This is a genomic window from Mesorhizobium sp. B2-3-15, from assembly GCF_006442875.1.
Lineage (GTDB): Bacteria > Pseudomonadota > Alphaproteobacteria > Rhizobiales > Rhizobiaceae > Mesorhizobium > Mesorhizobium australicum.
The window spans coordinates 144,399-166,588 of record NZ_VFVO01000003.1; the positions used below are offsets into that span (position 1 = coordinate 144,399).

18 protein-coding genes, 1 pseudogene and 1 riboswitch are annotated in these 22,190 nt (G+C 64.0%); of the genes and pseudogenes, 14 read left to right on the forward strand and 5 right to left on the reverse strand.

Annotated features, from left to right (window positions below; translation table 11 throughout):
* Position 1: 1 nt before the first annotated feature.
* The 5 genes from cobG to FJ954_RS07905 form a co-directional block, all read right to left on the reverse strand.
* The gene (cobG, locus tag FJ954_RS07885) at positions 2-1,339 is read right to left on the reverse strand and encodes a precorrin-3B synthase (protein WP_140660996.1); all 1,338 of its coding nucleotides are present in this window, start codon (positions 1,337-1,339) and stop codon (positions 2-4) included.
* Positions 1,336-4,710 (reverse strand): cobaltochelatase subunit CobN, encoded by a 3,375-nt coding sequence (gene cobN / locus FJ954_RS07890; RefSeq protein WP_140660997.1) that lies wholly within the window; start codon positions 4,708-4,710, stop codon positions 1,336-1,338. The genes cobG and cobN overlap by 4 nt, the downstream gene beginning before the upstream one ends.
* A gap of 19 nt (positions 4,711-4,729) precedes the next feature.
* Positions 4,730-5,767 (reverse strand): cobalamin biosynthesis protein CobW, encoded by a 1,038-nt coding sequence (gene cobW / locus FJ954_RS07895; protein ID WP_140660998.1) that lies wholly within the window; start codon positions 5,765-5,767, stop codon positions 4,730-4,732.
* Positions 5,768-5,769: 2 nt separating this feature from the next.
* A complete protein-coding gene (locus FJ954_RS07900) occupies positions 5,770-6,198 on the reverse strand; it encodes a DUF1636 family protein (RefSeq protein ID WP_140616490.1) in 429 nt (142 codons plus the stop codon).
* 37 nt (positions 6,199-6,235) lie between these two features.
* Positions 6,236-6,443, reverse strand: a riboswitch (cobalamin riboswitch).
* Positions 6,444-6,472: 29 nt separating this feature from the next.
* Positions 6,473-7,672, reverse strand: a complete 1,200-nt coding sequence (locus FJ954_RS07905) for a winged helix-turn-helix domain-containing protein (protein ID WP_140660999.1) — start codon at positions 7,670-7,672, stop codon at positions 6,473-6,475.
* A 335-nt stretch (positions 7,673-8,007) separates the two neighbouring features.
* On the opposite strand from FJ954_RS07905, the gene FJ954_RS07910 reads away from it, so the two are divergent.
* The 14 genes and pseudogenes from FJ954_RS07910 to FJ954_RS07975 all read left to right on the forward strand — a co-directional run bounded on the left by FJ954_RS07910 (position 8,008) and on the right by FJ954_RS07975 (position 22,179).
* Positions 8,008-8,373, forward strand: a complete 366-nt coding sequence (locus FJ954_RS07910) for an NADH-quinone oxidoreductase subunit A (protein WP_010910112.1) — start codon at positions 8,008-8,010, stop codon at positions 8,371-8,373.
* A complete protein-coding gene (locus FJ954_RS07915; RefSeq protein ID WP_015317338.1) occupies positions 8,364-8,945 on the forward strand; it encodes an NADH-quinone oxidoreductase subunit B in 582 nt (193 codons plus the stop codon). The genes FJ954_RS07910 and FJ954_RS07915 overlap by 10 nt, the downstream gene beginning before the upstream one ends.
* A 4-nt stretch (positions 8,946-8,949) precedes the next feature.
* On the forward strand, positions 8,950-9,552 hold the full coding sequence (locus tag FJ954_RS07920; protein WP_140661000.1) for an NADH-quinone oxidoreductase subunit C: 603 nt from the start codon (positions 8,950-8,952) through the stop codon (positions 9,550-9,552).
* Positions 9,552-10,742: an NADH-quinone oxidoreductase subunit D gene (locus FJ954_RS07925; protein ID WP_015317340.1), complete on the forward strand. Its 1,191-nt coding sequence runs from the start codon at positions 9,552-9,554 to the stop codon at positions 10,740-10,742. Before FJ954_RS07920 ends, FJ954_RS07925 begins: the two co-directional genes overlap by 1 nt.
* Positions 10,743-11,744 (forward strand): annotated as a pseudogene (gene nuoE / locus FJ954_RS07930) (NADH-quinone oxidoreductase subunit NuoE); the annotation flags it as partial.
* A 22-nt stretch (positions 11,745-11,766) separates the two neighbouring features.
* Complete coding sequence (nuoF, locus tag FJ954_RS07935) at positions 11,767-13,071, forward strand: NADH-quinone oxidoreductase subunit NuoF (protein ID WP_015317342.1); 1,305 nt, start codon at positions 11,767-11,769, stop codon at positions 13,069-13,071.
* Between the two features lie 65 nt (positions 13,072-13,136).
* Complete coding sequence (locus tag FJ954_RS07940; protein WP_140661002.1) at positions 13,137-13,832, forward strand: NADH-ubiquinone dehydrogenase; 696 nt, start codon at positions 13,137-13,139, stop codon at positions 13,830-13,832.
* A 73-nt stretch (positions 13,833-13,905) separates the two neighbouring features.
* Positions 13,906-15,987, forward strand: a complete 2,082-nt coding sequence (gene nuoG, locus FJ954_RS07945; RefSeq protein WP_140661003.1) for an NADH-quinone oxidoreductase subunit NuoG — start codon at positions 13,906-13,908, stop codon at positions 15,985-15,987.
* Between the two features lie 2 nt (positions 15,988-15,989).
* Positions 15,990-17,033, forward strand: coding sequence for an NADH-quinone oxidoreductase subunit NuoH (gene nuoH, locus FJ954_RS07950; RefSeq protein ID WP_015317345.1), 1,044 nt, complete (start codon positions 15,990-15,992; stop codon positions 17,031-17,033).
* Positions 17,033-17,524, forward strand: a complete 492-nt coding sequence (nuoI, locus tag FJ954_RS07955; protein ID WP_015317346.1) for an NADH-quinone oxidoreductase subunit NuoI — start codon at positions 17,033-17,035, stop codon at positions 17,522-17,524. The genes nuoH and nuoI overlap by 1 nt, the downstream gene beginning before the upstream one ends.
* A 235-nt stretch (positions 17,525-17,759) precedes the next feature.
* Positions 17,760-18,380: an NADH-quinone oxidoreductase subunit J gene (locus FJ954_RS07960; RefSeq protein ID WP_015317347.1), complete on the forward strand. Its 621-nt coding sequence runs from the start codon at positions 17,760-17,762 to the stop codon at positions 18,378-18,380.
* 1 nt (position 18,381) lies between these two features.
* Positions 18,382-18,690 (forward strand): NADH-quinone oxidoreductase subunit NuoK, encoded by a 309-nt coding sequence (gene nuoK / locus FJ954_RS07965; RefSeq protein WP_023798863.1) that lies wholly within the window; start codon positions 18,382-18,384, stop codon positions 18,688-18,690.
* A 10-nt stretch (positions 18,691-18,700) separates the two neighbouring features.
* Entirely contained in the window at positions 18,701-20,674 is a 1,974-nt protein-coding gene (gene nuoL / locus FJ954_RS07970; protein ID WP_140661004.1) for an NADH-quinone oxidoreductase subunit L, read from the forward strand.
* The gene (locus tag FJ954_RS07975) at positions 20,674-22,179 is read left to right on the forward strand and encodes an NADH-quinone oxidoreductase subunit M (protein ID WP_140661005.1); all 1,506 of its coding nucleotides are present in this window, start codon (positions 20,674-20,676) and stop codon (positions 22,177-22,179) included. Before nuoL ends, FJ954_RS07975 begins: the two co-directional genes overlap by 1 nt.
* The last annotated feature ends 11 nt before the right edge of the window (positions 22,180-22,190 follow it).

Below are 22,190 nucleotides of genomic sequence, written 5' to 3' on the forward strand. Positions count from 1 at the left end.
CTCATTCCTGTTGGTACATTTCGGCGATTGCTGCCGTGCCAAGCCTTGTCAGGCAAGCGGCGGCGGTTTCGCCCTGATGTCGTGCGCCGCGGATCATCGCCGCGACGCGGCTGAAGCCGCGCGGGGCGTCATAGCCCGGCCTGTAGCCGTCAGGAAGAGACTTTGCCGTCGCGTTCACGACAAGTCCGGCTCCATTTTCGCCGCCGACTATTGTGAGCGCTGCCGGGGCGGGATTGGCGCAGCCCTTGGCGCAGCCCGACACGTGCAGCGTGAAATCCAGGATGTCCGCGTTTTCGGTGGCGATCGCCTCGGCGATGTCGCGGGTCGCGATCCGGGCGGAGTCGCAGGCCGGGGCGCCGGGGCAAGCCGCGATGCGCGTGCGCGGGTCGGTGGGAGAGGTGACGAAGCCGAGGGTGGCGGCGGTATCTTGAAGGGATTGATTGGCTTCCGTCGGCTGGCCGAGGAAAAGCAAGGCGCGGCCGGGGGCGAGGCGGATCTCTGACGTGCCGAGAGCAAGAGCTTTTTGCGCGAGGCCGATGATCTTGTCCGCCGGCATGCTGCCGTAGGGGAGGCCGATGCCGAAGGTGAAAATGTCGCCGGCTAAGGAGAAAAGGCCGATAGGCTTGCGCGAGGCGCTCCCCTCTGAGGGGGGCGCCGTAGAGTGCCAACCTGCGAGAGAGGCCAACTGCCGCTCCGACAAATCCCGTGTGTGTGCGTCCTGACCTTTCTCAGCGACCATCCGAAGCGCCGCGACAGCAATGTCGCGCGCCGCATCTTCGCCAGCCGTCGCAAGTCGCTTCTCACTTTGGCTGTCACCGGCAACTGATATAGCCCAAAGAGTGCCAGCGCTGACCCCAACCGCCTTCAGCCTGACATCGGCCGTCACCGCATCCAGAGTCAGCTGCCCGCCGCCGTCGACGACCACCGAAACCTTCGGCCCCAGCCTTGGTGCCAGTCCGGCATCTTCGATCGCCGCCATGATCCGCTCAGCCATCGCCCGGGGATCCGCAATCTCGTGTGGGTCGATACCCGCCAGCGGGCCGGTCTCGACCGGTACGCCGGTGCGCACCGCGATGCCCAGCGCATCGACCTCCGCCGCCAGCAACGCGGCACTTTCCGTTGTCAGGCCGCGGATCTGCAGGCTGCCGCGGGCCGTCACTTCCATGATGCCGTTGCCGTGCCGCGAGGCGGACTCAGCCAGGGCGATCAAGAGCTTCGGGGACAACCCTCCGGAAGATGGGCCTCCAGCGACCGGGTTGAGCCGCACCAGCAGGCCGTCGCCTGTCTGCATCGGTGCGGACAGAGCAGGGCAGGCGCCACGGCGCGAGAAGGCGTTCATGCCGCGACCCCGAGCGCGTTGGCCTCGGCGATCAGCGCGGCGAGATCGTCGTCGATGGAATTGCGCAAGGGATGCCAGAGGCCGCGCCGGCGCGCCGACAGGAAGCGCTCGGCAATGACTTTGGCGGCAGCGGGATTTTCGCGCAGGATAAAGGCGCGGACGTCGGCGTCGCCAAGATAGGCATCGTGCACGGCCTGGATCAGCGCGCCTGAAATCGCATGGGTGGTCTCGGCGAAGCCGACCAGCCGGTCGACGGTTTCGGCGAATTCGGAGGCGCCGCGCGGGCCGTGGCGCATCTGGCCCGATATGAAACGTGAATTGACCGCACGGGCGCGCACCACGCGCGAGACCGCCTCGGCGACCGATCGCGGTTTCGGCCTCTGCGGATCCGTGGTGTCGAGCACGATGATGTCGGCGTTCCTGCCAAGTGTGGCCAAGGCGGCCGAGAAGCCGCCGATGAAAGCGACGTCGGCGGAGCCTTCGAGAATGTCGCGGCCGGGGTCGTCGCCGGTGTGGACGAGAAGATCGGCCTCGGCGATGCGGCCTTCAAATGCTCCAGGTGCCGAGACGCCTTCGCCGCCGGCACCGCCATAGGCATGCGAGGTCGCGTCGAGATAGGCGCGGCCGATCTCTTCGCGCGCCGTCCAGTCGCCACTCGACAGCATGTCTTCGACGCCGGCGCCGTACGTGCCGGGCGAAGTGCCGAAGATCCGTGGGCTGACCTTGCCGTCGGCGCGGGTTTTGGCGGCGAGCGGGTTTTCCGAATCGTCCTCGTCGCGCGCGGCAACGGCCTTGGCGGCGGCGTCGATCAGTGCAATCTGGGTCGGGAACATGTCGCGGAACAGACCTGATATACGCCAGGTGACGTCGACACGCGGGCGGCCGAGCGCCGCCGGGGGCAGTACCTCGATGCCGGTGACGCGGCCGGTGGCAGTGTCCCATTGCGGTCGGCAGCCCATCAAGGCCAGGCCCTGCGCGATCTCCTCGCCGCCGGTGCGCAGCGAAGCCGAGCCCCAGAGATCGATCACCAGCGAACGCGGCCAGTCGCCATGCGACTGCGTGTAGCCGCGCACCACTTCTTCCGCCGCGGCTTTGCCAAGATCATATGCGGTGGGCGTCGGCATGGTGCGCGGATCCGAGGTGAACAGGTTGCGGCCGGTGGGCAAAACATCGGAACGACCGCGCGCGGGTGCGCCGGCCGGGCCCGCCTTGACGTGACGGCCATCGAGCGCCGCGAGCAGGGAGGCTTTCTCGGTGTCCGCGCTTTGCCGGCGCCTGGAGTCTGGTTCGTCGTTTGGAACGCGGCCGTAGATGTGCAGCCCGTCCTTGATGGCGAAATCCTTGAGGTCGCAGAGCCAGGCGTCGATGCGGCGCAGCGCTTCGTCGGGCGCGTCGGTCTTGGCGACGCCGGCTTCCGAGGCAAGGCCGGTCTTTTGCGCGGTTTCGACAATCAGCCTGGCGAGCCGGTCGCGGCGACGGCGGTCGAGCCCGTCGGCCTGGGCGTATTCGTCGACCAGCCGCTCGAGCTCGTGCTGGTCCTCGTCCAGCCCGGCGCCTGCCAGCGGCGGCGGCAAATGGCCAAGCGTGACGGCGGCAATGCGCCGTTTGGCCTGCGCTGCTTCGCCGGGATTGGAGACGATGAAGGGATAGATGACGGGTAATGCGCCGGTGACGATCTCGGGAAAGCAGGTTGGCGACAGCGCGACGGTCTTGCCGGGCAACCATTCCAGCGTGCCGTGGGCGCCGACATGGACGAGAGCGTGGACGCTGAGCGATTTGCGCAGCCACAGGCCAAAGGCGATCAGGGCATGGCGCGGGGGGAGGGTCGGATCGTGGTAGTCGGCGCGACGGTCGGCCGAGCGGCCCCGGTCGGGGGCGAGGGCCACGGTGACATTGCCGAAATGCGCGGCGCGGAAGGGGAAGTGGTGTTTGCCGGATAGCGAAGGTGTGTGCGAGCGCAAACCTGTCTCGCTTTCCGCTCTGCCCCAAGCAGCCTCTACAGCGGCAGTTGCAGACGTCGGTAACTCCGTCGAAAAGGAGTTATAGTCTGCCAGCCTCAGCCCATCACTGCCCCGCTCCAGCAAATCCAGCAATTCACGCGGTGTTTGCGGAATCCCCTCAACGGCATAGCCCTGTTCGCTCAAGTCGTGCAGCATGGCCAGCACGCTGGACGGCACGTCCAGCCCGACCGCATAGCCGGTGCGGCCAGGTGCACCGGGATAATCGGGAATGAGGATCGCGAGCTTGCGCTCCTCCCGTCTTGTCTCCCGCAGCCGGATGAAAGCCGCGACTCGCCCCGCCACTTGCTCCACCCGATCCAGTTCCGGCCGGTTCGCCAACGCACGATGGCCAAGCGCCGGATCGATATCGCTCTCGGCCTTGAAGGAAATGGCGCCGGCGAGGATGCGGCCGTCGAGTTCGGGCAGCACGACATGCATGGCAAGGTCGGCGGGCGCCAGGCCGCGCTGGTTCTTTTCCCAGATGTCGCGGCGCGTGGTGGCGACGATGACCTGGAAGACGGGCACGCTGGCGCGGTCGAACAGGGTTTCGACGCCGGGCTCGGCGCCGGAAGCGAACGCGGTCGCGGTGACGATCGCGGCGGGTTTCAGCGATGCGATGGCATTTTCGACGAACGCCAGCGACACCGGATCCTTCAGACTGGAAACGAAGATCGGCACCGGTGCCAATCCCCTGGAGCGCAAAGCCTCGGCCAGCGCATCGATCGGGGCGACATCGGCGGCGAGCAGCATCGATCGGTAGAAGAGAATCGGGATAATGGGAGTGCCGCTATTGGAACCGGTCGGCTCCTCCGCGACCCCCAATCCAGCCTGATAGTAACCGGCCTTCGGCACGCTGACCGGGTTGGCGACGGGCGCATCCTGTCCAGCCAAGCCTGCCAGCCTGTGCACCAGCGCGCCCATATTGGCCGGGCCGCCCTCGCGGAAATAGCCGAGCAGGCCGTCCAGTTCGGCGCGCGGCAGCGTCGAGGCTTCGATCAGCCTGAGATCCTCGTCATGGCTTTCACCGGGAAGCAGCGCCAGTTTGATGCCGCGTTCGCGGGCAATCACCGCCAGTTGGTCGCAGCCATAGCGCCACCAGTCGTAGCCGCCGAGGATGCGCACCAGGATGATTTTGGCGTGGCGGGCGACGCTGTCTATCCAGAGGTCGACGGACATGGGATGGCGCAGGTCGCGCAGTGCGGCCAGCCGCATCGAGGGCAGGCGACCGGCATCGGCCTTCCACGCCGCAGCCAGTCCGGCGAGATCGCTGTCGGTGAAGGACAGGGCCACGATATCCGCCGGCACCTGCCTGAGATCGACAGGCTCGGCGAGATCGTCGAGCGAGGCGGAGGTCGTGGTGAGGATGTGCATCGCGGCCCGGGCCTGAAAATCAGCCGGCGAGGATACGTTCGATCGCCGGGCGGTTCAGCCCCTTGAGGCCAATGACGACGAGGCGCGAGCGACGGTCGTCCCCAGCGGTCCAGGCGCGGTCATAGTAATGATTGACGCGCGGGCCGACGGCTTGCAGCAGGAGCCGCATAGGTTTGCCGCCGACCTCGACGAAGCCTTTCACGCGCAGCACGTTTTCCTGTTCGGCGGCCGCGGCGACGCGCTTTGCCAGCTCGCCGGGATTGGCGATCGAGGGAATGTCGACGATGAACGTGTCGAAGTCGTCATGCTCATGGTCGAATGCGCCGTCATGGTGGGACTTGCGGTTCTCGATGTCGTCCTCGACGGCGAGACCGAGCCCGAGCAGCACCGAGGGATCGACCTTGCCATGAGACGTCGGCACGATCTTTACGGCGCGGGCGGAGTGTTCGTTGATAATGGCGTTGGCGCGGGCTGAACCGGCGGCATCCATCAAGTCGCTCTTCGACAGGATGATCAGGTCGGCGCAGGCAATCTGGTCCTCGAACACTTCCTCGACGGGGTCGTCATGGTCGAGGCTCTCGTCCTGCGCGCGCTGCGCCTGCAGGGCGTCCATGTCATTGGCGACGCGGCCTTCCGCCAGTGCGGGACCGTCGACCACGGCGATGACGCCATCGACCGTTACGCGGCTCTTCACCGTCGGCCACTGGAAAGCCTGGACCAGCGGCTTGGGCAGGGCGAGGCCCGAGGTTTCGATCAGGATATGGTCGACCTTAGGCGTCAGCGACAGGATCTGGTCGAGCGCCGGCACGAAATCATCGGCCACGGTGCAGCAGATACAGCCATTGGCCAGTTCGACGATGTTTTCCTCTGGGCAGGTGTCGATGCCGCATCCCTTGAGGATCTCGCCGTCGATGCCGATGTCGCCGAACTCGTTGACGATGATGGCAATCCGCTTGCCGCCGGCATTTTCCAGGAGATGGCGGACCAGTGTCGTCTTGCCGGCGCCGAGGAAGCCGGTGACGACGGTGCAGGGAACGCGGGACAGAGATGTTGTCATGATCAGTCTTTCAGCATGTCGAGGGGAGGGATGCGGGCAACGAGGCCGCGCTTGAGGCTATCGGGCCTGCCCCGCCAGGGAATGAGGCCGTCGCTCGAGGTGGCGAAGAGTTTCGCGCCGGTGACGAGATCGGCGCCGCTGGTCGTGGTTAGATCGCCGAACACATAGCTCCAGCAGCCGTCGCGCAGGACCGCGGCGCTCAGCCGGCGCTTGCAATTGCCGAGGCATTCGACCGTGCGGATGCGAATGTTCTCGCCCGAGGCGGCTTGGCGCGTATCTTCGGCCAAAAGTTCGCCGGCCCGGGGATGGGCATCGGAGCCGGTCTCGTCGCGACAGGAAGCGCAGACGATGACCGTGATGCCGGCCAGGGGATGATCCCCGCCGGACGAAATGTCGGTTGTTTCAGCCGAAAAACTGCTGTCGCGATCCACATCAGGCTCCTTGCCCGGAAAACCCGCCAGGCGATCGGATTCTTGCATTCCAGACGGCAGGTCTCCTGGCTCGCGGGTCATCGCCTTGGGTAGCCGCCTTCCCGGGACAATCCCAGTGGCTTTCGGCCTTGGCTCTTCGCTCACAGTTGCGGGGACAGCCGCGGATTTGGGATCTTCAATCCCGCACCGCATTCCCTCTTGGCTCCTCCCTTTGCCGAGAGGAGACCGTCTGGATGGGATTTAGGCTCTTGCGGGCAGCGGTGTCAACGCGAGCTTACGACACCGCGATGTCGGACAGCGCCGGGCCGAGATCGCCGGCAGGCGTTATTTCCATGCGCTCGAGGCCAAGCCAGCCCTGCATCTGCTTCAATTCCTCGAAGAGTTGAGCCGCAGTCTCCGCCGGTGCGTTGGCCTGCGCATAGGCCGCATGGACACGCAGGACACTGGCCGGCCGGTCAGCCTTGAGGTCGACGCGCGCCACGATCCTGTCGCCGAGCAGGAAAGGCAGGACATAGTAGCCGTATTGGCGCTTGTCGGCCGGCGTGTAGATTTCGATGCGGTAATGGAAGTCGAACAGCCGCTCCGAGCGCGAATGCTCGAAGACGACCGGATCGAACGGCGCCAGCAGAGCGCGGGCCTCGATCTTGCGCGGGATACGGGCGTCCTTGTGAAGGTAAGCCGGCTTGTCCCAGCCCTCGACACGGACCGGCAGCAAGTCGCCGAGTTCGACCAGTTCCTCCAGCCGGCCTTTCATGTCGGCCGGCGAGAGCCGAAAATAATCGCGCAGGTCGCCTGATGTCGCCACGCCATGGGCACGGGCGGAAATGCGCAGCAATTCGCGGTGCGCGTCCTCAGGTGTCGGTACCGGCAGATCGAGGATCGCCTGCGGCAGCACGCGCTCCGGCAGGTCGTAAAAGCGCTCGAAGCCGCGCCGGTGCGCGGTGGTGATGCGCCCGGCCCAGAACAGCCATTCGAAGGCGTGCTTGGCATGGCTCCAACCCCACCAGCCACCGGAGCCTTTCTGGCCTTCGAGCGCCGAAGCGGCGATCGGCCCGCGCGCGACGACCTCGCGGTAGATCTCTTCTATATAGGCGGCGTGCTCGCGGCCCCATTTGGCCAGCCCCAGATACATTTCATCGCCTTGCTCGGCGCGCTGCATGCGCCAGCGCATCAGTGGGTAGGTCCCGACCGGCAGGAACGAGGCTTCATGCGCCCAATATTCGAAGACGGTGCGCTTGCGCGTTACGGCGGCGTTGTCGAGCAAAGCGAGGGGATAGGGGCCGAGACGCGAATAGAGCGGCATGTAATGAGCGCGCACCACCGCACTGACGGAATCGATCTGCAACAGGCCGGTGCGGGACAGAACGCGGGCGAAATGGCGGCGGTCCGGCGTGCCGGCGGGGCGGGGATCGAGAAATCCCTGGGCGGCGAGGGCAATGCGCCGGGCGGCGGCAAGCGAGATCTTTTCCTTCATGCGTATGCGTCCCTGATGGACCTGTCTGGCGTCATTGCCCGGCGTGATTCCCGTCCATGCTAGCAGGGTTTTGGCGGCAACCCTGTCAGGAGATAAAAGTGGAGTAAAAAGCGAAGGAAATCAAACAGGAGCGGATGGGACCAGTTTCTCCCGGAATGCCGTCCAGCTCGGTGTTTTGAACAAGGTTTGACTTGCTTCGCTGGAAGTGCTGCGCTAACCCTCGCCGCGTTGCAGCATAGGCCCCTTAAAACGGTTCAGCGGTTAATCTGTCACGCTTCCGCATTAAGGTTCGGTGCTGTAGTCAAAGTGGATTGGCGCCAACGGAAAGCCGCTGCATGAACGCACTTCTCAGTTCGTACCTGCCCATCGTCCTGTTTATCGGCGTGGCACTGGTCGTCGGCCTGGCGCTGCTGGCGGCTCCGTTCCTGGTGGCGTATCGCAACCCCGATCCCGAAAAGCTTTCCGCCTACGAGTGCGGTTTCAACTCGTTCGACGATGCCCGCATGAAATTCGACATCCGCTTCTACCTGGTGTCGATCCTGTTCATTATATTCGACCTGGAAGTTGCCTTCCTCTTCCCCTGGGCAGTGTCCTTCTCGAAGATCGGCATGCTCGGTTTCTGGTCAATGATGGTGTTTTTGGCAGTGCTGACCATCGGCTTTGCCTATGAATGGAAAAAAGGAGCGCTGGAATGGGATTGAACGACAGTTCAGGCACCCTCGTCGCGCCGAAGCCCAAAGGTATTATCGACCCCAACACCGGCAGGCCGGTAGGGGAGGACGATCCCTTCTTCCTCGAAATCAACAATGAGCTTGCCGACAAGGGTTTTCTGGTCACCTCGACCGAGGCGCTGATCACCTGGGCGCGCAGCGGCTCGCTGATGTTCATGACCTTCGGTCTGGCTTGCTGCGCGGTCGAGATGATCCACACCTCGATGCCGCGCTACGATTCGGAGCGGTTCGGTGTCGCGCCGCGCGCGTCTCCGCGCCAGTCCGACATCATGATCGTCGCCGGCACGCTGACCAACAAGATGGCGCCGGCGCTGCGCAAGGTCTACGACCAGATGCCGGAGCCGCGCTACGTCATCTCGATGGGCTCGTGCGCCAATGGCGGCGGCTACTATCACTATTCCTATTCGGTGGTACGCGGCTGCGACCGCGTCGTGCCGGTCGACATCTATGTGCCCGGCTGCCCGCCGAGCGCCGAAGCCCTGCTCTATGGCATTCTTCTGCTGCAGAAGAAGATCCGCCGCACCGGCACGATCGAACGGTAAATCCATGGCCGCCTCCTTAAGCGAACTGTCGACCTATCTCGGCGAGAAGCTGCCTGGCCGCTTCGGCGATGCGGTATTCGCCTATGGCGAGCTCACCGTTCACGTCGAGCCTCAAAACCTGATCGAGGTGATGACCTTCCTGCGCGACGATGCGCGCTGCCAGTTCATCTCGATCATCGATGTCTGCGGTGCCGACTACCCGTCGCGGGCCAAGCGCTTCGACGTCGTCTATCACCTGCTTTCGCCGAAGCAGAATGTGCGCATTCGCATCAAGGTGCAGACCGACGAGGAGACGATGGTGCCTTCGATCACCGGCGTCTATCCTGGCGCCGACTGGTTCGAGCGCGAAACCTACGATCTCTATGGCGTGCTGTTTTCGGGCCACCCGGACCTGCGCCGCCTGCTGACCGACTACGGTTTCGAAGGCCATCCGCTGCGCAAGGATTTCCCGCTCACCGGTTTCGTCGAAGTGCGTTACGACGACGAAGCCAAGCGCGTCATCTACGAGCCGGTGGAACTGAAGCAGGAATTCCGCAATTTCGATTTTCTGTCCCCATGGGAAGGCACGGATTACGTGCTGCCAGGGGATGAGAAGGCAAAGCAGTAATGGCTGAAACCTCCGTCCGCAACTTTAACATCAACTTCGGACCTCAACACCCTGCCGCGCACGGCGTTTTGCGCCTCGTGCTGGAGTTGGACGGCGAAGTCGTCGACCGCGTCGATCCGCATATCGGGCTCTTGCATCGCGGTACGGAGAAGCTGATCGAGGCAAAAACCTATCTGCAGGCGCTGCCTTATCTCGACCGGCTCGATTATTGCGCGCCGATGAACCAGGAGCACGCCTTCGCGCTGGCCGCCGAGCGCCTGCTCGGCATCGAGGTGCCGAGGCGCGGCCAGCTGATCCGCGTGCTCTATTGCGAAATCGGCCGTATCATGTCGCACATCCTCAATGTGACGACGCAAGCCATGGACGTCGGCGCGCTGACGCCGCCGCTGTGGGGCTTCGTCGAGCGCGAAAAGCTGATGGTGTTCTATGAGCGCGCCTCGGGCTCGCGCATGCATGCGGCCTATTTCCGTCCGGGCGGCGTCCACCAGGACCTGCCGCGCCAGCTGGTCGAGGACATCGGCAAGTGGATCGACCCTTTCCTGAAATCGCTCGACGATCTCGACAGGCTGCTCACCGGCAACCGCATTTTCAAGCAGCGCAATGTCGACATCGGCATCGTCTCGCTGGCCGATGCCTGGGCCTGGGGCTTTTCGGGCGTCATGGTCCGTGGTTCGGGCTCGCCGTGGGACCTGCGCAAGTCGCAGCCCTATGAATGCTATTCGGAAATGGATTTCGACATTCCTGTCGGCAAGAATGGTGACTGTTTCGACCGCTACCTCGTGCGCATGGAAGAAATGCGCCAGTCGGCACGGATCATGCGCCAGTGCATCGATCTCTTGCTCGGCAAGGAAAGCACCGGCCCGGTGTCGAACCTCGACGGCAAGGTGGTGCCGCCCAAGCGCCAGGCGATGAAGCGTTCGATGGAAGCGCTCATCCATCACTTCAAGCTCTATACCGAGGGCTACCGCGTCCCGGCCGGCGAAGTCTATGCGGCGGTCGAGGCGCCAAAGGGCGAGTTCGGCGTCTACCTGGTCTCCGACGGCACCAACAAGCCCTACCGCTGCAAGCTGCGCGCACCCGGTTTCGCGCATCTGCAAGCCATGGACTTCCTCTGCCGCGGCCACATGCTGGCCGACGTCACCGCCGTCCTCGGCTCCCTCGACATCGTGTTTGGTGAGGTCGATCGCTAAATGTCAGTCCGCCGTCTCGCAGAAGCCAGCGTCCAGCCAGCCTCCTTCGCCTTCAACCGGGCGAATGCGGCAGCGGCGAAGCAATGGATCAAGAAGTATCCCAAGGGCCGCGAGCAGTCGGCGATCATTCCCCTGCTGATGATAGCGCAGGAGCAGGAAGGCTGGGTCACCAAGGCGGCGATCGAGACGATTTCCGACATGCTCGGCATGCCGCGTATCCGCGGCCTCGAGGTCGCGACCTTCTATACGCAGTACCAGTTGAACCCCGTCGGCACCCGTGCGCACATCCAGGTTTGCGGTACCACGCCCTGCATGCTGCGCGGCTCGGAAGCGCTGATGGATGTGTGCCGCTCGAAGATCCATCACGACCAATTCCACACCAACGACAAGGGCACCTTGTCGTGGGAAGAGGTCGAGTGCCTCGGCGCCTGCGTCAACGCGCCGATGGTCATGGTGTTCAAGGATACGTTCGAGGATCTGACACCGGAACGGCTGGCTGAAATCATCGATCTCTACGATGCGGGCAAGGGCGCCTCGGTGACGCCGGGACCGCAGAACGGCCGCACCGGCTCGGAGCCGGCCTCCGGCCTGACCACGTTGAAGAGCGAAAAGGCGATCCTCAAGTCGACCCGCGACCGTGAAGCCCGGGAAGCGGCCAGGGCCGCGAAGGCAGCGCCCGACGCGATCATCGTTGCGCCTGTGCCGGCACCGGCCGCCTCAGCTGCGCCTGGTCCGGTTGCTCCGTCGAAATCCAGCAGGCCGAAGACCGCCGCGCCAGAGACCAACCCGACGTTGAAGACGCCGTCGCCGGCCAAGGTCGCGCCGGTCACCGAGAACGCGGCTAGCGTTGCGCCACCCCTTCACTCGGCCGCCAACGCCAACAAGGCCGCTCCTGAAGTCGAGGCGACTCCAAAACAACGCAATGGGCCGAAGAACCGGGCCGAACCGGGCAGCGCCTTCAAGGCGCCGGAGACCAAGCAGCCTGCCGCCAAGCCGACCAAGAAGCCGGTCTGAGGGACGAAAAATGCTTCAGGACAAAGACCGCATCTTTACCAACATATACGGCCTCTTCGACAAGTCGCTGGCCGGCGCCATGGCGCGCGGCGCCTGGGACAACACGCCCGGCATCGTCGCCAAGGGGCGTGAGTGGATCGTCAACGAGATGAAGGCGTCGGGACTGCGCGGACGCGGCGGCGCCGGCTTCCCGACCGGGCTGAAATGGTCGTTCATGCCCAAGCAGAGCGACGGCCGGCCGAGCTATCTCGTCATCAACGCCGACGAATCCGAGCCCGGCACCTGCAAGGACCGCGACATCCTGCGCAACGATCCGCACACGCTGGTCGAGGGCGCGTTCCTGGCCGGCTTCGCCATGGGCGCGATTGCCGCCTACATCTATGTGCGCGGCGAGTTCATCCGGGAGCGCGAGGCGCTGCAGCGGGCGATCGAGGAGGCCTACGAGGCCAAGCTGATCGGCAAGAACAACACGTCGGGCTACGATTTTGAAATCTACATGCATCACGGCGCCGGCGCCTATATCTGCGGCGAGGAAACGGCGCTGCTGGAAAGCCTCGAAGGCAAGAAGGGCCAGCCCCGGCTGAAGCCGCCATTCCCGGCCAATGTCGGCCTCTATGGCTGCCCGACCACTGTCAACAATGTCGAATCGATCGCGGTGGCGCCGACCATCCTGCGCCGGGGGGCTGCCTGGTTCTCGTCCTTCGGCCGGCCCAACAATGTCGGCACCAAGCTGTTCTGCGTTTCCGGCCACGTCAACAATCCGTGCACCGTCGAAGAGGCGATGTCGATCCCGTTCCGCGAGCTGATCGAAACCCATTGCGGCGGCATCCGCGGCGGCTGGGACAATCTGCTCGCCGTCATTCCGGGCGGCGCCTCGGTGCCACTGGTGCCGGCGGAGCAGATCATCGATACGCCGATGGATTTCGACGCGCTGCGCGATCTCAAGTCCGGCCTCGGCACGGCCGCCGTCATCGTCATGGACAAGTCGACCGATGTCGTGAAGGCGATCGCGCGGCTTTCCTACTTCTACAAGCATGAAAGCTGCGGCCAGTGCACGCCGTGCCGCGAGGGCACCGGCTGGATGTGGCGGGTGATGGAGCGGCTGGTGCGCGGCGAGGCTCAGAAGCGCGAGATCGACATGCTGCTCGACGTCACCAAGCAGGTCGAAGGCCACACGATCTGCGCGCTGGGCGATGCGGCGGCATGGCCGATCCAGGGCCTGATGCGGCATTTCCGCGGCGAGGTGGAGCGGCGCATCGACGAGTTTTCGCGCAACGCGCACCGGGCCGAACCGGTGATGGTGGCGGCGGAATAACAAGAAACTTTTGAACGCGGGAAGAAACGGGGCGGGGCGAACGAAGAAACGACCAGGAGAACTCTATGGCGCCGTATTCGACACCCTACCCATTGATGCCCAATTTGGACCAGATCGAGAAGATGAACCAGGACCTGACCAGGATGATGCCGAAGGAGATGGCCAGCGCCGTCAACCTTTTCGCGCACCCTGTCGCGGGTGCGGCGGCGATGTCGGCGCTTGGCATGGGGCTCGCCAATCATGCGTTCGGCGTCTGGATGGGCGCGCTTTCGGGGGCCGCCGAGGCATCACACCGCCTCATGCAGCCGCTGATCGAGGATTTCGAGGAACGCGTCGAGCAATTCGAGGATGCGAACTCGTCGTCCATCAGGGCGCGGGCGACCGCGAAGACGATGATTGCCGAGGCGCAGTCCTTCGCCCAGGAAGTCACCGATATCGCAGCCAGGGAAGCCGCCACCACCGCGCCGGCCGCCAATGCCGCTCCGGCAACAAGCGAGGCAGCGGATGTGCTGCTGCCGGAAGATTTCAGGCAGCCCAAGGCCATGGAGAAGCCGACGAGGCCGTCCGACCTCAAGGCGATATCGGGCATCGGCCCGAAGCTGGAAAGAGTGCTGAACGGCCTCGGTATCTGGACGTTTGCCCAGATCGCCGCATGGTCGCCGCAAGAGATTGCCTGGGTCGACGATTATCTGTCGTTCAAGGGCCGCATCGGCCGTGACGACTGGACTGCCCAGGCGGCGGCGCTGGCCGCGAAGAAGTGAATGAAATCTCGGGCGCTGCGTCTGTCGCGCCCGGAAAATGAGATTGCGGGAAATCCGCAGGGGTTTGAGGCGAATGGCAAAGCTCAAGGTCGACGGGAAAGAAATCACTGTACCCGACCATTACACGCTGCTGCAGGCGGCCGAGGACGCGGGCGCGGAAGTGCCGCGCTTCTGCTTCCATGAGCGGCTGTCGATCGCCGGCAATTGCCGCATGTGCCTGATCGAGGTGAAGGGCGGACCGCCCAAGCCGCAGGCCTCCTGCGCCATGGGCGTGCGCGACCTGCGCCCCGGCCCGAACGGCGAGCCGCCGGAAATCTTCACCAACACGCCGATGGTCAAGAAGGCCCGGGAAGGCGTGATGGAATTCCTGCTGATCAACCATCCGCTGGACTGCCCGATCTGCGATCAGGGCGGCGAGTGCGACCTGCAGGACCAGGCGATGGCCTTCGGCGTCGATTCCTCGCGCTACCACGAGAACAAGCGCGCGGTGGAAGACAAGTATATCGGCCCGCTGGTCAAGACAGTGATGAACCGCTGCATCCACTGCACGCGCTGCGTCCGCTTCACCACCGAAGTTGCCGGCATTTCCGAACTCGGCCTGATCGGCCGCGGCGAGGATGCCGAGATCACCACCTATCTCGAACAGGCAATGACCTCGGAGTTGCAGGGCAACGTGATCGATCTCTGCCCGGTCGGCGCGCTGACCTCCAAGCCCTTCGCCTTCCAGGCCCGGCCGTGGGAGCTGACCAAGACCGAATCCATCGACGTGATGGATGCCGTCGGCTCGGCGATCCGCGTCGATAGCCGTGGGCGCGAAGTGATGCGCATCCTGCCGCGCGTCAACGAAGCCGTGAACGAGGAATGGATTTCCGACAAGACCCGCTTCATCTGGGACGGCCTGCGCACGCAGCGCCTCGATCGCCCCTATGTGCGCAAGGACGGCAGGCTGGTTCCGGCGAGCTGGGCCGAAGCGTTCGCGGCGATCAAGGGCGCGGTTTCGGCGGCGGCCCCCGACAAGATCGGCGCCATCGCGGGCGATCTCGCGGCGGTTGAGGAAATCTACGCGCTGAAGCTCCTGATGGCCTCGCTCGGTTCGAAGAACACCGACTGCCGCCAGGATGGCGCGACGCTCGATCCGGCACTCGGACGCGCCAGCTATATCTTCAACCCGACCATCGAAGGCATCGAGCAGGCCGACGCGGTGCTGATCATCGGGGCCAATCCGCGCTTCGAGGCCTCGGTGCTCAACGCCCGCATCCGCAAGCGCTGGCGCCTCGGCAATCTGCCGGTCGGTGTCATCGGCGATGTCGGCGACACGCGCTATGACTACGAACAATTGGGCGCCGGGCCGGATTCGCTGAAGGATCTGGCGGACGGCAACGGCAAGTTCTTCCAGACGCTGAAGAAGGCGACGCATCCCCTTATTATCGTCGGTCAGGGCGCTCTGGCGCGCGCCGATGGCGCGGCCGTGCTCGGCCAAGCGGCCAGGCTCGCCGCCGCCGTGAATGCCGCACGCGCCGACTGGAATGGCTTTGCCGTGCTGCACACCGCAGCGGCGCGCGTCGGCGGCCTGGACCTCGGCTTCGTGCCGGGCGAGGGCGGCAAGAACGTCGCCGGCATGCTGGGCGAGACGGATGTCCTGTTCCTGCTCGGCGCCGACGAGATCGATATGAGCAAGACCGGCGGCGCCTTCGTCGTCTATGTTGGCACGCACGGCGACGCCGGCGCGCATCGCGCCAATGTCATCCTGCCGGCGGCTGCCTATACCGAAAAGTCCGGCACCTACGTCAACACCGAAGGGCGCGTGCAGCAGACCAACCGCGCTGGCTTCGCGCCGGGCGACGCGCGCGAGGATTGGGCGATCTTGCGGGCGCTGTCCGACGTACTGGGCAAGAAACTGCCGTTCGATTCGCTGCCGCAGCTGCGCGCAAAGCTCTATGGCGAATACCCGCATCTGGCCCGCATCGACCAGGTCGCGGCCGGCAACGCCGTGGATATCGCCGGCGTGGCGAAGCTCGGCGGGCGGTTGAACAAGGGAACCTTCACCTCGCCGGTCAAGGATTTCTACCTGACCAACCCGATCGCGCGCGCATCGGCCGTGATGGCTGAATGCTCGGCACTGGCCAAGAGCGGCTTCAAGCAGGCGGCGGAATAAGCATGGACACCTTCTTCTCCTTCTACGTGCTGCCGGCGCTGCTGATCCTCTTGAAGTCGGTCGTGCTGATCGTGGTGCTGCTGATCTTCGTCGCCTACATCCTTTATGCCGACCGCAAGATCTGGGCGGCGGTGCAGCTTCGCCGTGGCCCGAATGTCGTCGGCCCCTGGGGCACGCTGCAGGCCTTCGCCGACCTGCTGAAATTCGTCTTCAAGGAACCGGTCATCCCGTCGGGCGCCAACAAGGGCGTCTTCCTGCTGGCGCCCCTTGTCTCCGCCGTGCTGGCGATCTCGGCTTGGGCGGTCATACCGGTCAGCCAGGGTTGGGCGATCGCCAACGTCAATGTCGGCATCCTCTATGTCTTCGCCATCTCCTCGCTCGAGGTCTATGGCGTGATCATGGGCGGCTGGGCGTCCAACTCGAAATATCCTTTCCTCGGCGCGTTGCGTTCGGCGGCGCAGATGGTGTCCTACGAAGTTTCGATCGGCTTCGTCATCGTCACCGTGCTGCTCACCGCCGGCTCGCTCAACCTCAGCGATATCGTGCTGTCGCAGCAGGGTGGGCTTGGTACGCGGCTCGGGCTGCCCAACACGTTCCTCGACTGGAACTGGCTGGCGCTGTTCCCGATGTTCGTCATCTTCTTCATCTCGGCGTTGGCGGAGACCAACCGTCCGCCCTTCGATCTGGTCGAAGCCGAATCGGAGCTGGTCGCCGGCCACATGGTCGAATATTCGTCGACGCCGTTCCTTTTGTTCTTCCTCGGCGAGTATGTCGCGATCGTGCTGATGTGCGCGCTGGCCACCATCCTGTTCCTCGGCGGCTGGCTGCCTCCCTTCGACTTCGCGCCCTTCACCTGGGTGCCCGGCGTCATCTGGTTCGTGCTGAAGGTCTGTTTCGTGTTCTTCGGCATCTCGATGGTGAAGGCCTTCGTGCCGCGCTACCGCTACGACCAGCTGATGCGGCTGGGCTGGAAAGTGTTCCTGCCGATCTCGCTGTTCATGGTGGTCGCCACCGCCGCCTTCCTCAAGATCACGGGGTTTGCGTGATGTCCGCTTTGTCCCAGGCCGCCAAATCGCTGTTGCTGCAGGATTTCGTCAGCGCCTTCTTCCTGTCGATGCGCCAGTTCTTCGCGCCGAAGGAGACGATCAACTATCCGCACGAGAAGGGCCCGATCAGCCCGCGCTTTCGCGGCGAGCATGCGTTGCGCCGCTATCCCAATGGGGAGGAACGCTGCATCGCCTGCAAATTGTGCGAGGCGATCTGCCCGGCGCAGGCGATCACCATCGAGGCCGGCCCGCGCCGCAATGACGGCACACGCCGCACGGTGCGTTACGATATCGACATGGTGAAGTGCATCTATTGCGGCTTCTGCCAGGAAGCCTGCCCGGTCGACGCCATTGTCGAGGGGCCGAATTTCGAATTCGCGACGGAAACGCGCGAGGAACTCTACTACGACAAGGACCGGCTGCTGGCGAATGGCGACCGGTGGGAGCGCGAACTGGCACGCAACATCTCACTGGACTCGCCCTATCGCTGAGATCTGACGCACGGACGGGCCGAGGGGCCTCGGCCAGGGGATGATCCCGAAAAGTTGCGGACTTTTCGGACAGATCATCCTCCGGAAGACAAAAGTGTCGCATGTTTCTTTCGATCGGGTATTTCAACCCGATCGGAACATGCGATAGGACACAACGAAACTTGCCGACCGGAGGCGGTCGCAAACATCAAACAGGACGAGCGTCCTGTTTGGATAGGAACCCGGGGGATCCCCAATGCTGAGTGGACTAGAGGCGGCCTTCTTCTACCTCTTCGCCTTTGTCGCCGTGGCATCGGCGTTCATGGTCATTTCGTCGCGCAACCCCGTGCATTCGGTGCTGTTCCTGATCCTGACCTTCTTCAACGCCGCCGGCCTGTTCATGCTGACCGGCGCCGAGTTCCTGGCGATGATCCTGCTCGTCGTCTATGTCGGCGCGGTCCTGGTGCTGTTCCTGTTCGTCGTCATGATGCTCGACGTCGATTTCGCCGAATTGAAGAGCGGCGCCCTGCAATACGCGCCGATCGGCGCGCTGGTCGGGCTGATCCTGGCGGCGGAGCTGATCGTGGTGCTGGGCGGCTACACCTTCGCGCCGAAGCTCGCCTCGACGGTCGCAAAGCCCATCCCGGATCTCGCCGCGCGATCGAACACGGCGGCGCTCGGCGACATCCTCTATACCGACTACCTCTACTACTTCCAGATTTCGGGCCTCATCCTGCTGGTCGCCATGATCGGCGCCATCGTCTTGACGCTGCGCCACAAGGAAGGGGTCAAGCGGCAGTCGATCGCAGCCCAGGTCGGCCGCACCGCGGCGACCGGCATGGAAATCCGCAAGGTCAAGTCGGGCGAAGGAGTCTGAGATGGTCGTCGGCATCGCACATTATCTGACCGTATCGGCGATCCTGTTCACGCTCGGCGTGTTCGGCATCTTCCTCAACCGCCGCAACATCATCGTCATCCTGATGTCGATCGAGCTGATCCTGCTGGCGGTCAACATCAATTTCGTCGCCTTTTCGGCGGCGCTCGGCGATCTGGTCGGCCAGGTGTTCGCGCTGTTCGTGCTGACGGTCGCGGCGGCTGAAGCCGCTATCGGGCTTGCCATTCTCGTCGTCTTCTTCCGCAACCGCGGCTCGATCGCGGTCGAAGACGTGAACATGATGAAGGGTTGACGGGGCGACTATGTATCAAGCGATCGTCTTCCTTCCGCTGCTCGGCTTCCTGATCGTAGGCCTGTTCGGCAATGCGCTCGGTGCCAAGGCATCCGAATACATCACCTCCTGCTTCCTGGTGATCGCGGCCGTGCTGTCATGGGTCGCCTTCTTTTCCGTCGGCTTCGGCCACGGCGAGGTGTTCACCGTGCCGGTGCTGCACTGGATCCAGTCCGGCGGGCTGGACGTCTCCTGGGCGCTCAGGATCGACACGCTGACGGTGGTGATGCTGGTGGTGGTCAACACAGTGTCGGCGCTGGTTCACATCTATTCGATCGGCTACATGCACCACGATCCGAACCGGCCGCGCTTCTTCGCCTATCTGTCGCTGTTCACCTTCGCCATGCTGATGCTGGTGACGGCCGACAACCTCGTGCAGATGTTCTTCGGCTGGGAAGGGGTGGGCCTCGCGTCCTACCTGCTGATCGGTTTCTGGTACAAGAAGCCGTCGGCCAATGCCGCGGCAATCAAGGCCTTCGTCGTCAACCGCGTCGGCGATTTCGGCTTCGCGCTCGGCATTTTCGGCGTCTTCGTGCTGTTCGGCTCGGTCAATCTCGGCACCATCTTTGCCAATGCGGCGACGTTCATCCCGGCCGAAGGCGCGCCGCAGGGTGCCGCCGTGCTCACCTTCCTCGGCCATGCGCTCGACAAGCAGGCGGCAATGACCGTCGTCTGCCTGCTGCTGTTCATGGGCGCCATGGGCAAGTCGGCGCAGGTGCCGCTGCACACCTGGCTGCCGGACGCCATGGAGGGCCCGACCCCGGTGTCGGCGCTGATCCATGCCGCCACCATGGTGACGGCCGGCGTGTTCATGCTGGCGCGGCTTTCGCCGCTGTTCGAATTGTCGCACTCGGCGCTGACGGTGGTCACCTTCATCGGCGCCTTCACCGCCTTCTTCGCGGCGACCGTCGGCCTGGTCCAGAACGACATCAAGCGCGTCATCGCCTATTCGACCTGCTCACAGCTCGGCTACATGTTCGTGGCGCTTGGCGTCGGCGCCTATGGCGCGGCGATCTTCCATTTGTTCACGCATGCCTTCTTCAAGGCGCTGCTGTTCCTCGGTTCCGGCTCGGTCATCCACGCCGTCTCCGACGAGCAGGACATGCGCAAGATGGGTGGCCTGAGGCAGCTGATCCCGACCACCTATTGGATGATGGTGATCGGCACGCTGGCGCTGACCGGCGTCGGCATTCCGGTGACCGTCATCGGCACCGCCGGCTTCTTCTCCAAGGACGCCATCATCGAGGCCTCCTTCGCCGGCCACAATTCGGTCGCCGGCCTGGCTTTCATCCTGCTGGTCATCGCCGCCTGCTTCACCTCCTTCTATTCCTGGCGGCTGATCTTCATGACCTTCCATGGCAAGCCGCGGGCGAGCCACGAGGTGATGCACCACGTCCATGAATCGCCGCCGGTGATGCTGGTGCCGCTGTTCATCCTGGCGGCTGGGGCGCTGTTTGCCGGTGTCATCTTCCACAATTCCTTTATCGGCGAAGGCTATGCCGAATTCTGGAAGGCGTCGCTGTTCACGCTGCCGGACAACCATATCCTGCACGAGATCCACGAATTGCCGCTGTGGGTGGAGCTCTCGCCCTTCATCGCCATGCTGATCGGTTTCGCTCTGGCCTGGAAGTTCTACATCCGCTCGCCGGAGATGCCGGTCAATCTGGCCGCCCAGCATCGCGGGCTTTACGCCTTCCTGCTCAACAAGTGGTATTTCGACGAGCTTTACGACTTCCTGTTCGTTCGCCCGGCCAAGCGTCTCGGCCACTTCCTGTGGAAGACCGGTGACGGGACCATCATCGATGGGCTCGGGCCTGACGGCATTTCGGCGCGCGTCGTCGACGTCACCAACCGCGTCGTCAAGCTGCAGACCGGCTACCTCTACCACTACGCCTTCGCCATGCTGATCGGCGTTGCCGCACTCGTCACCTGGATGATGCTCTGATGACCGCCTGGCCAATCCTCTCGCTGGTCACCTTCCTGCCGCTGGTTGGTGTGCTGCTGATCCTGTTCATCAACGATGACAGCGAAAACGCGCGCCGCAACATCCGCGCCATTGCGTTCATCACCACGGCGTTCACCTTCCTGGTGTCGCTGTTCATCTGGGCCGGCTTCGACAATTCGCAGGCCGGATTCCAGTTTGTCGAAAAGGTCGCCTGGCTCGATTCCGGCATTTCCTACCATATGGGCGTCGACGGCATTTCCATGCTGTTCGTCATTCTGACGACCTTCCTGATGCCGCTTTGCATCCTGGCCTCGTGGGAAGCGATCGAAAAGCGCGTCAAGGCCTACATGATCGCCTTCCTGCTTCTGGAAACGCTGATGATCGGCGTGTTCTGCGCGCTGGACATCGTGCTGTTCTACGTCTTCTTCGAAGCCGGACTTATCCCGATGTTCATCATCATCGGCGTATGGGGCGGCAAGCGGCGCGTCTACGCCTCGTTCAAGTTCTTCCTCTATACGCTGGCCGGCTCGGTGCTGATGCTGCTCGCCATCATGGCGATGTTCTTCCAGTCCGGCACCACCGACATCCCGACGCTTCTGACGCACAGCTTCCCGGCCAACATGCAGACCTGGCTGTGGCTTGCCTTCTTCGCCTCCTTCGCGGTGAAGATGCCGATGTGGCCGGTGCACACCTGGCTGCCCGACGCCCACGTCGAGGCGCCGACGGCGGGCTCGGTCATCCTGGCCGGCATCCTGCTGAAAATGGGCGGATACGGCTTCCTGCGCTTCTCCTTGCCGATGTTCCCGCTGGCCTCCGAAATGTTCGCGCCGCTGGTGTTCACGCTGTCGGTCGTCGCCATCATCTACACCTCGCTGGTGGCGCTGATGCAGGAGGACATGAAGAAGCTGATCGCCTATTCGTCGGTCGCCCATATGGGCTTCGTCACCATGGGTATCTTTGCCATGAACCAGGAAGGCGTGCAGGGCGCCATCTTCCAGATGCTCAGCCATGGCCTGGTGTCGGGCGCGCTGTTCCTGTGCGTCGGCGTCATCTATGACCGCATGCACACGCGCGAGATCGCCGCCTATGGCGGTCTCGTCAACAACATGCCGAAATACGCGACCGTGTTCCTGATCTTCACCATGGCCAATGTCGGCCTGCCGGGCACGTCAGGCTTCGTCGGCGAGTTCCTGACCATGCTCGGCGTGTTCCGGGTCAACACCTGGGTGGCGTTCTTCGCCGCCACCGGCGTCATCCTGTCGGCGGCTTACGCGCTTTGGCTCTACCGAAGGGTGATCTTCGGCGCTCTGACCAAGGACAGCCTGAAGGGGCTGCTCGACCTGTCGGCCCGCGAGAAGGCGATCATCTATCCGCTGGTCGTGCTGGTCATCTTCTTCGGCGTCTATCCCGCACCCGTCTTCGACGCGACGGCCCAGTCGGTCAAGTCGCTCGTCACCAATGTCACCGCATCCATCGGCGCCGCGCAGACCGCGGCGGCGAACTGACCCAGGGGTTT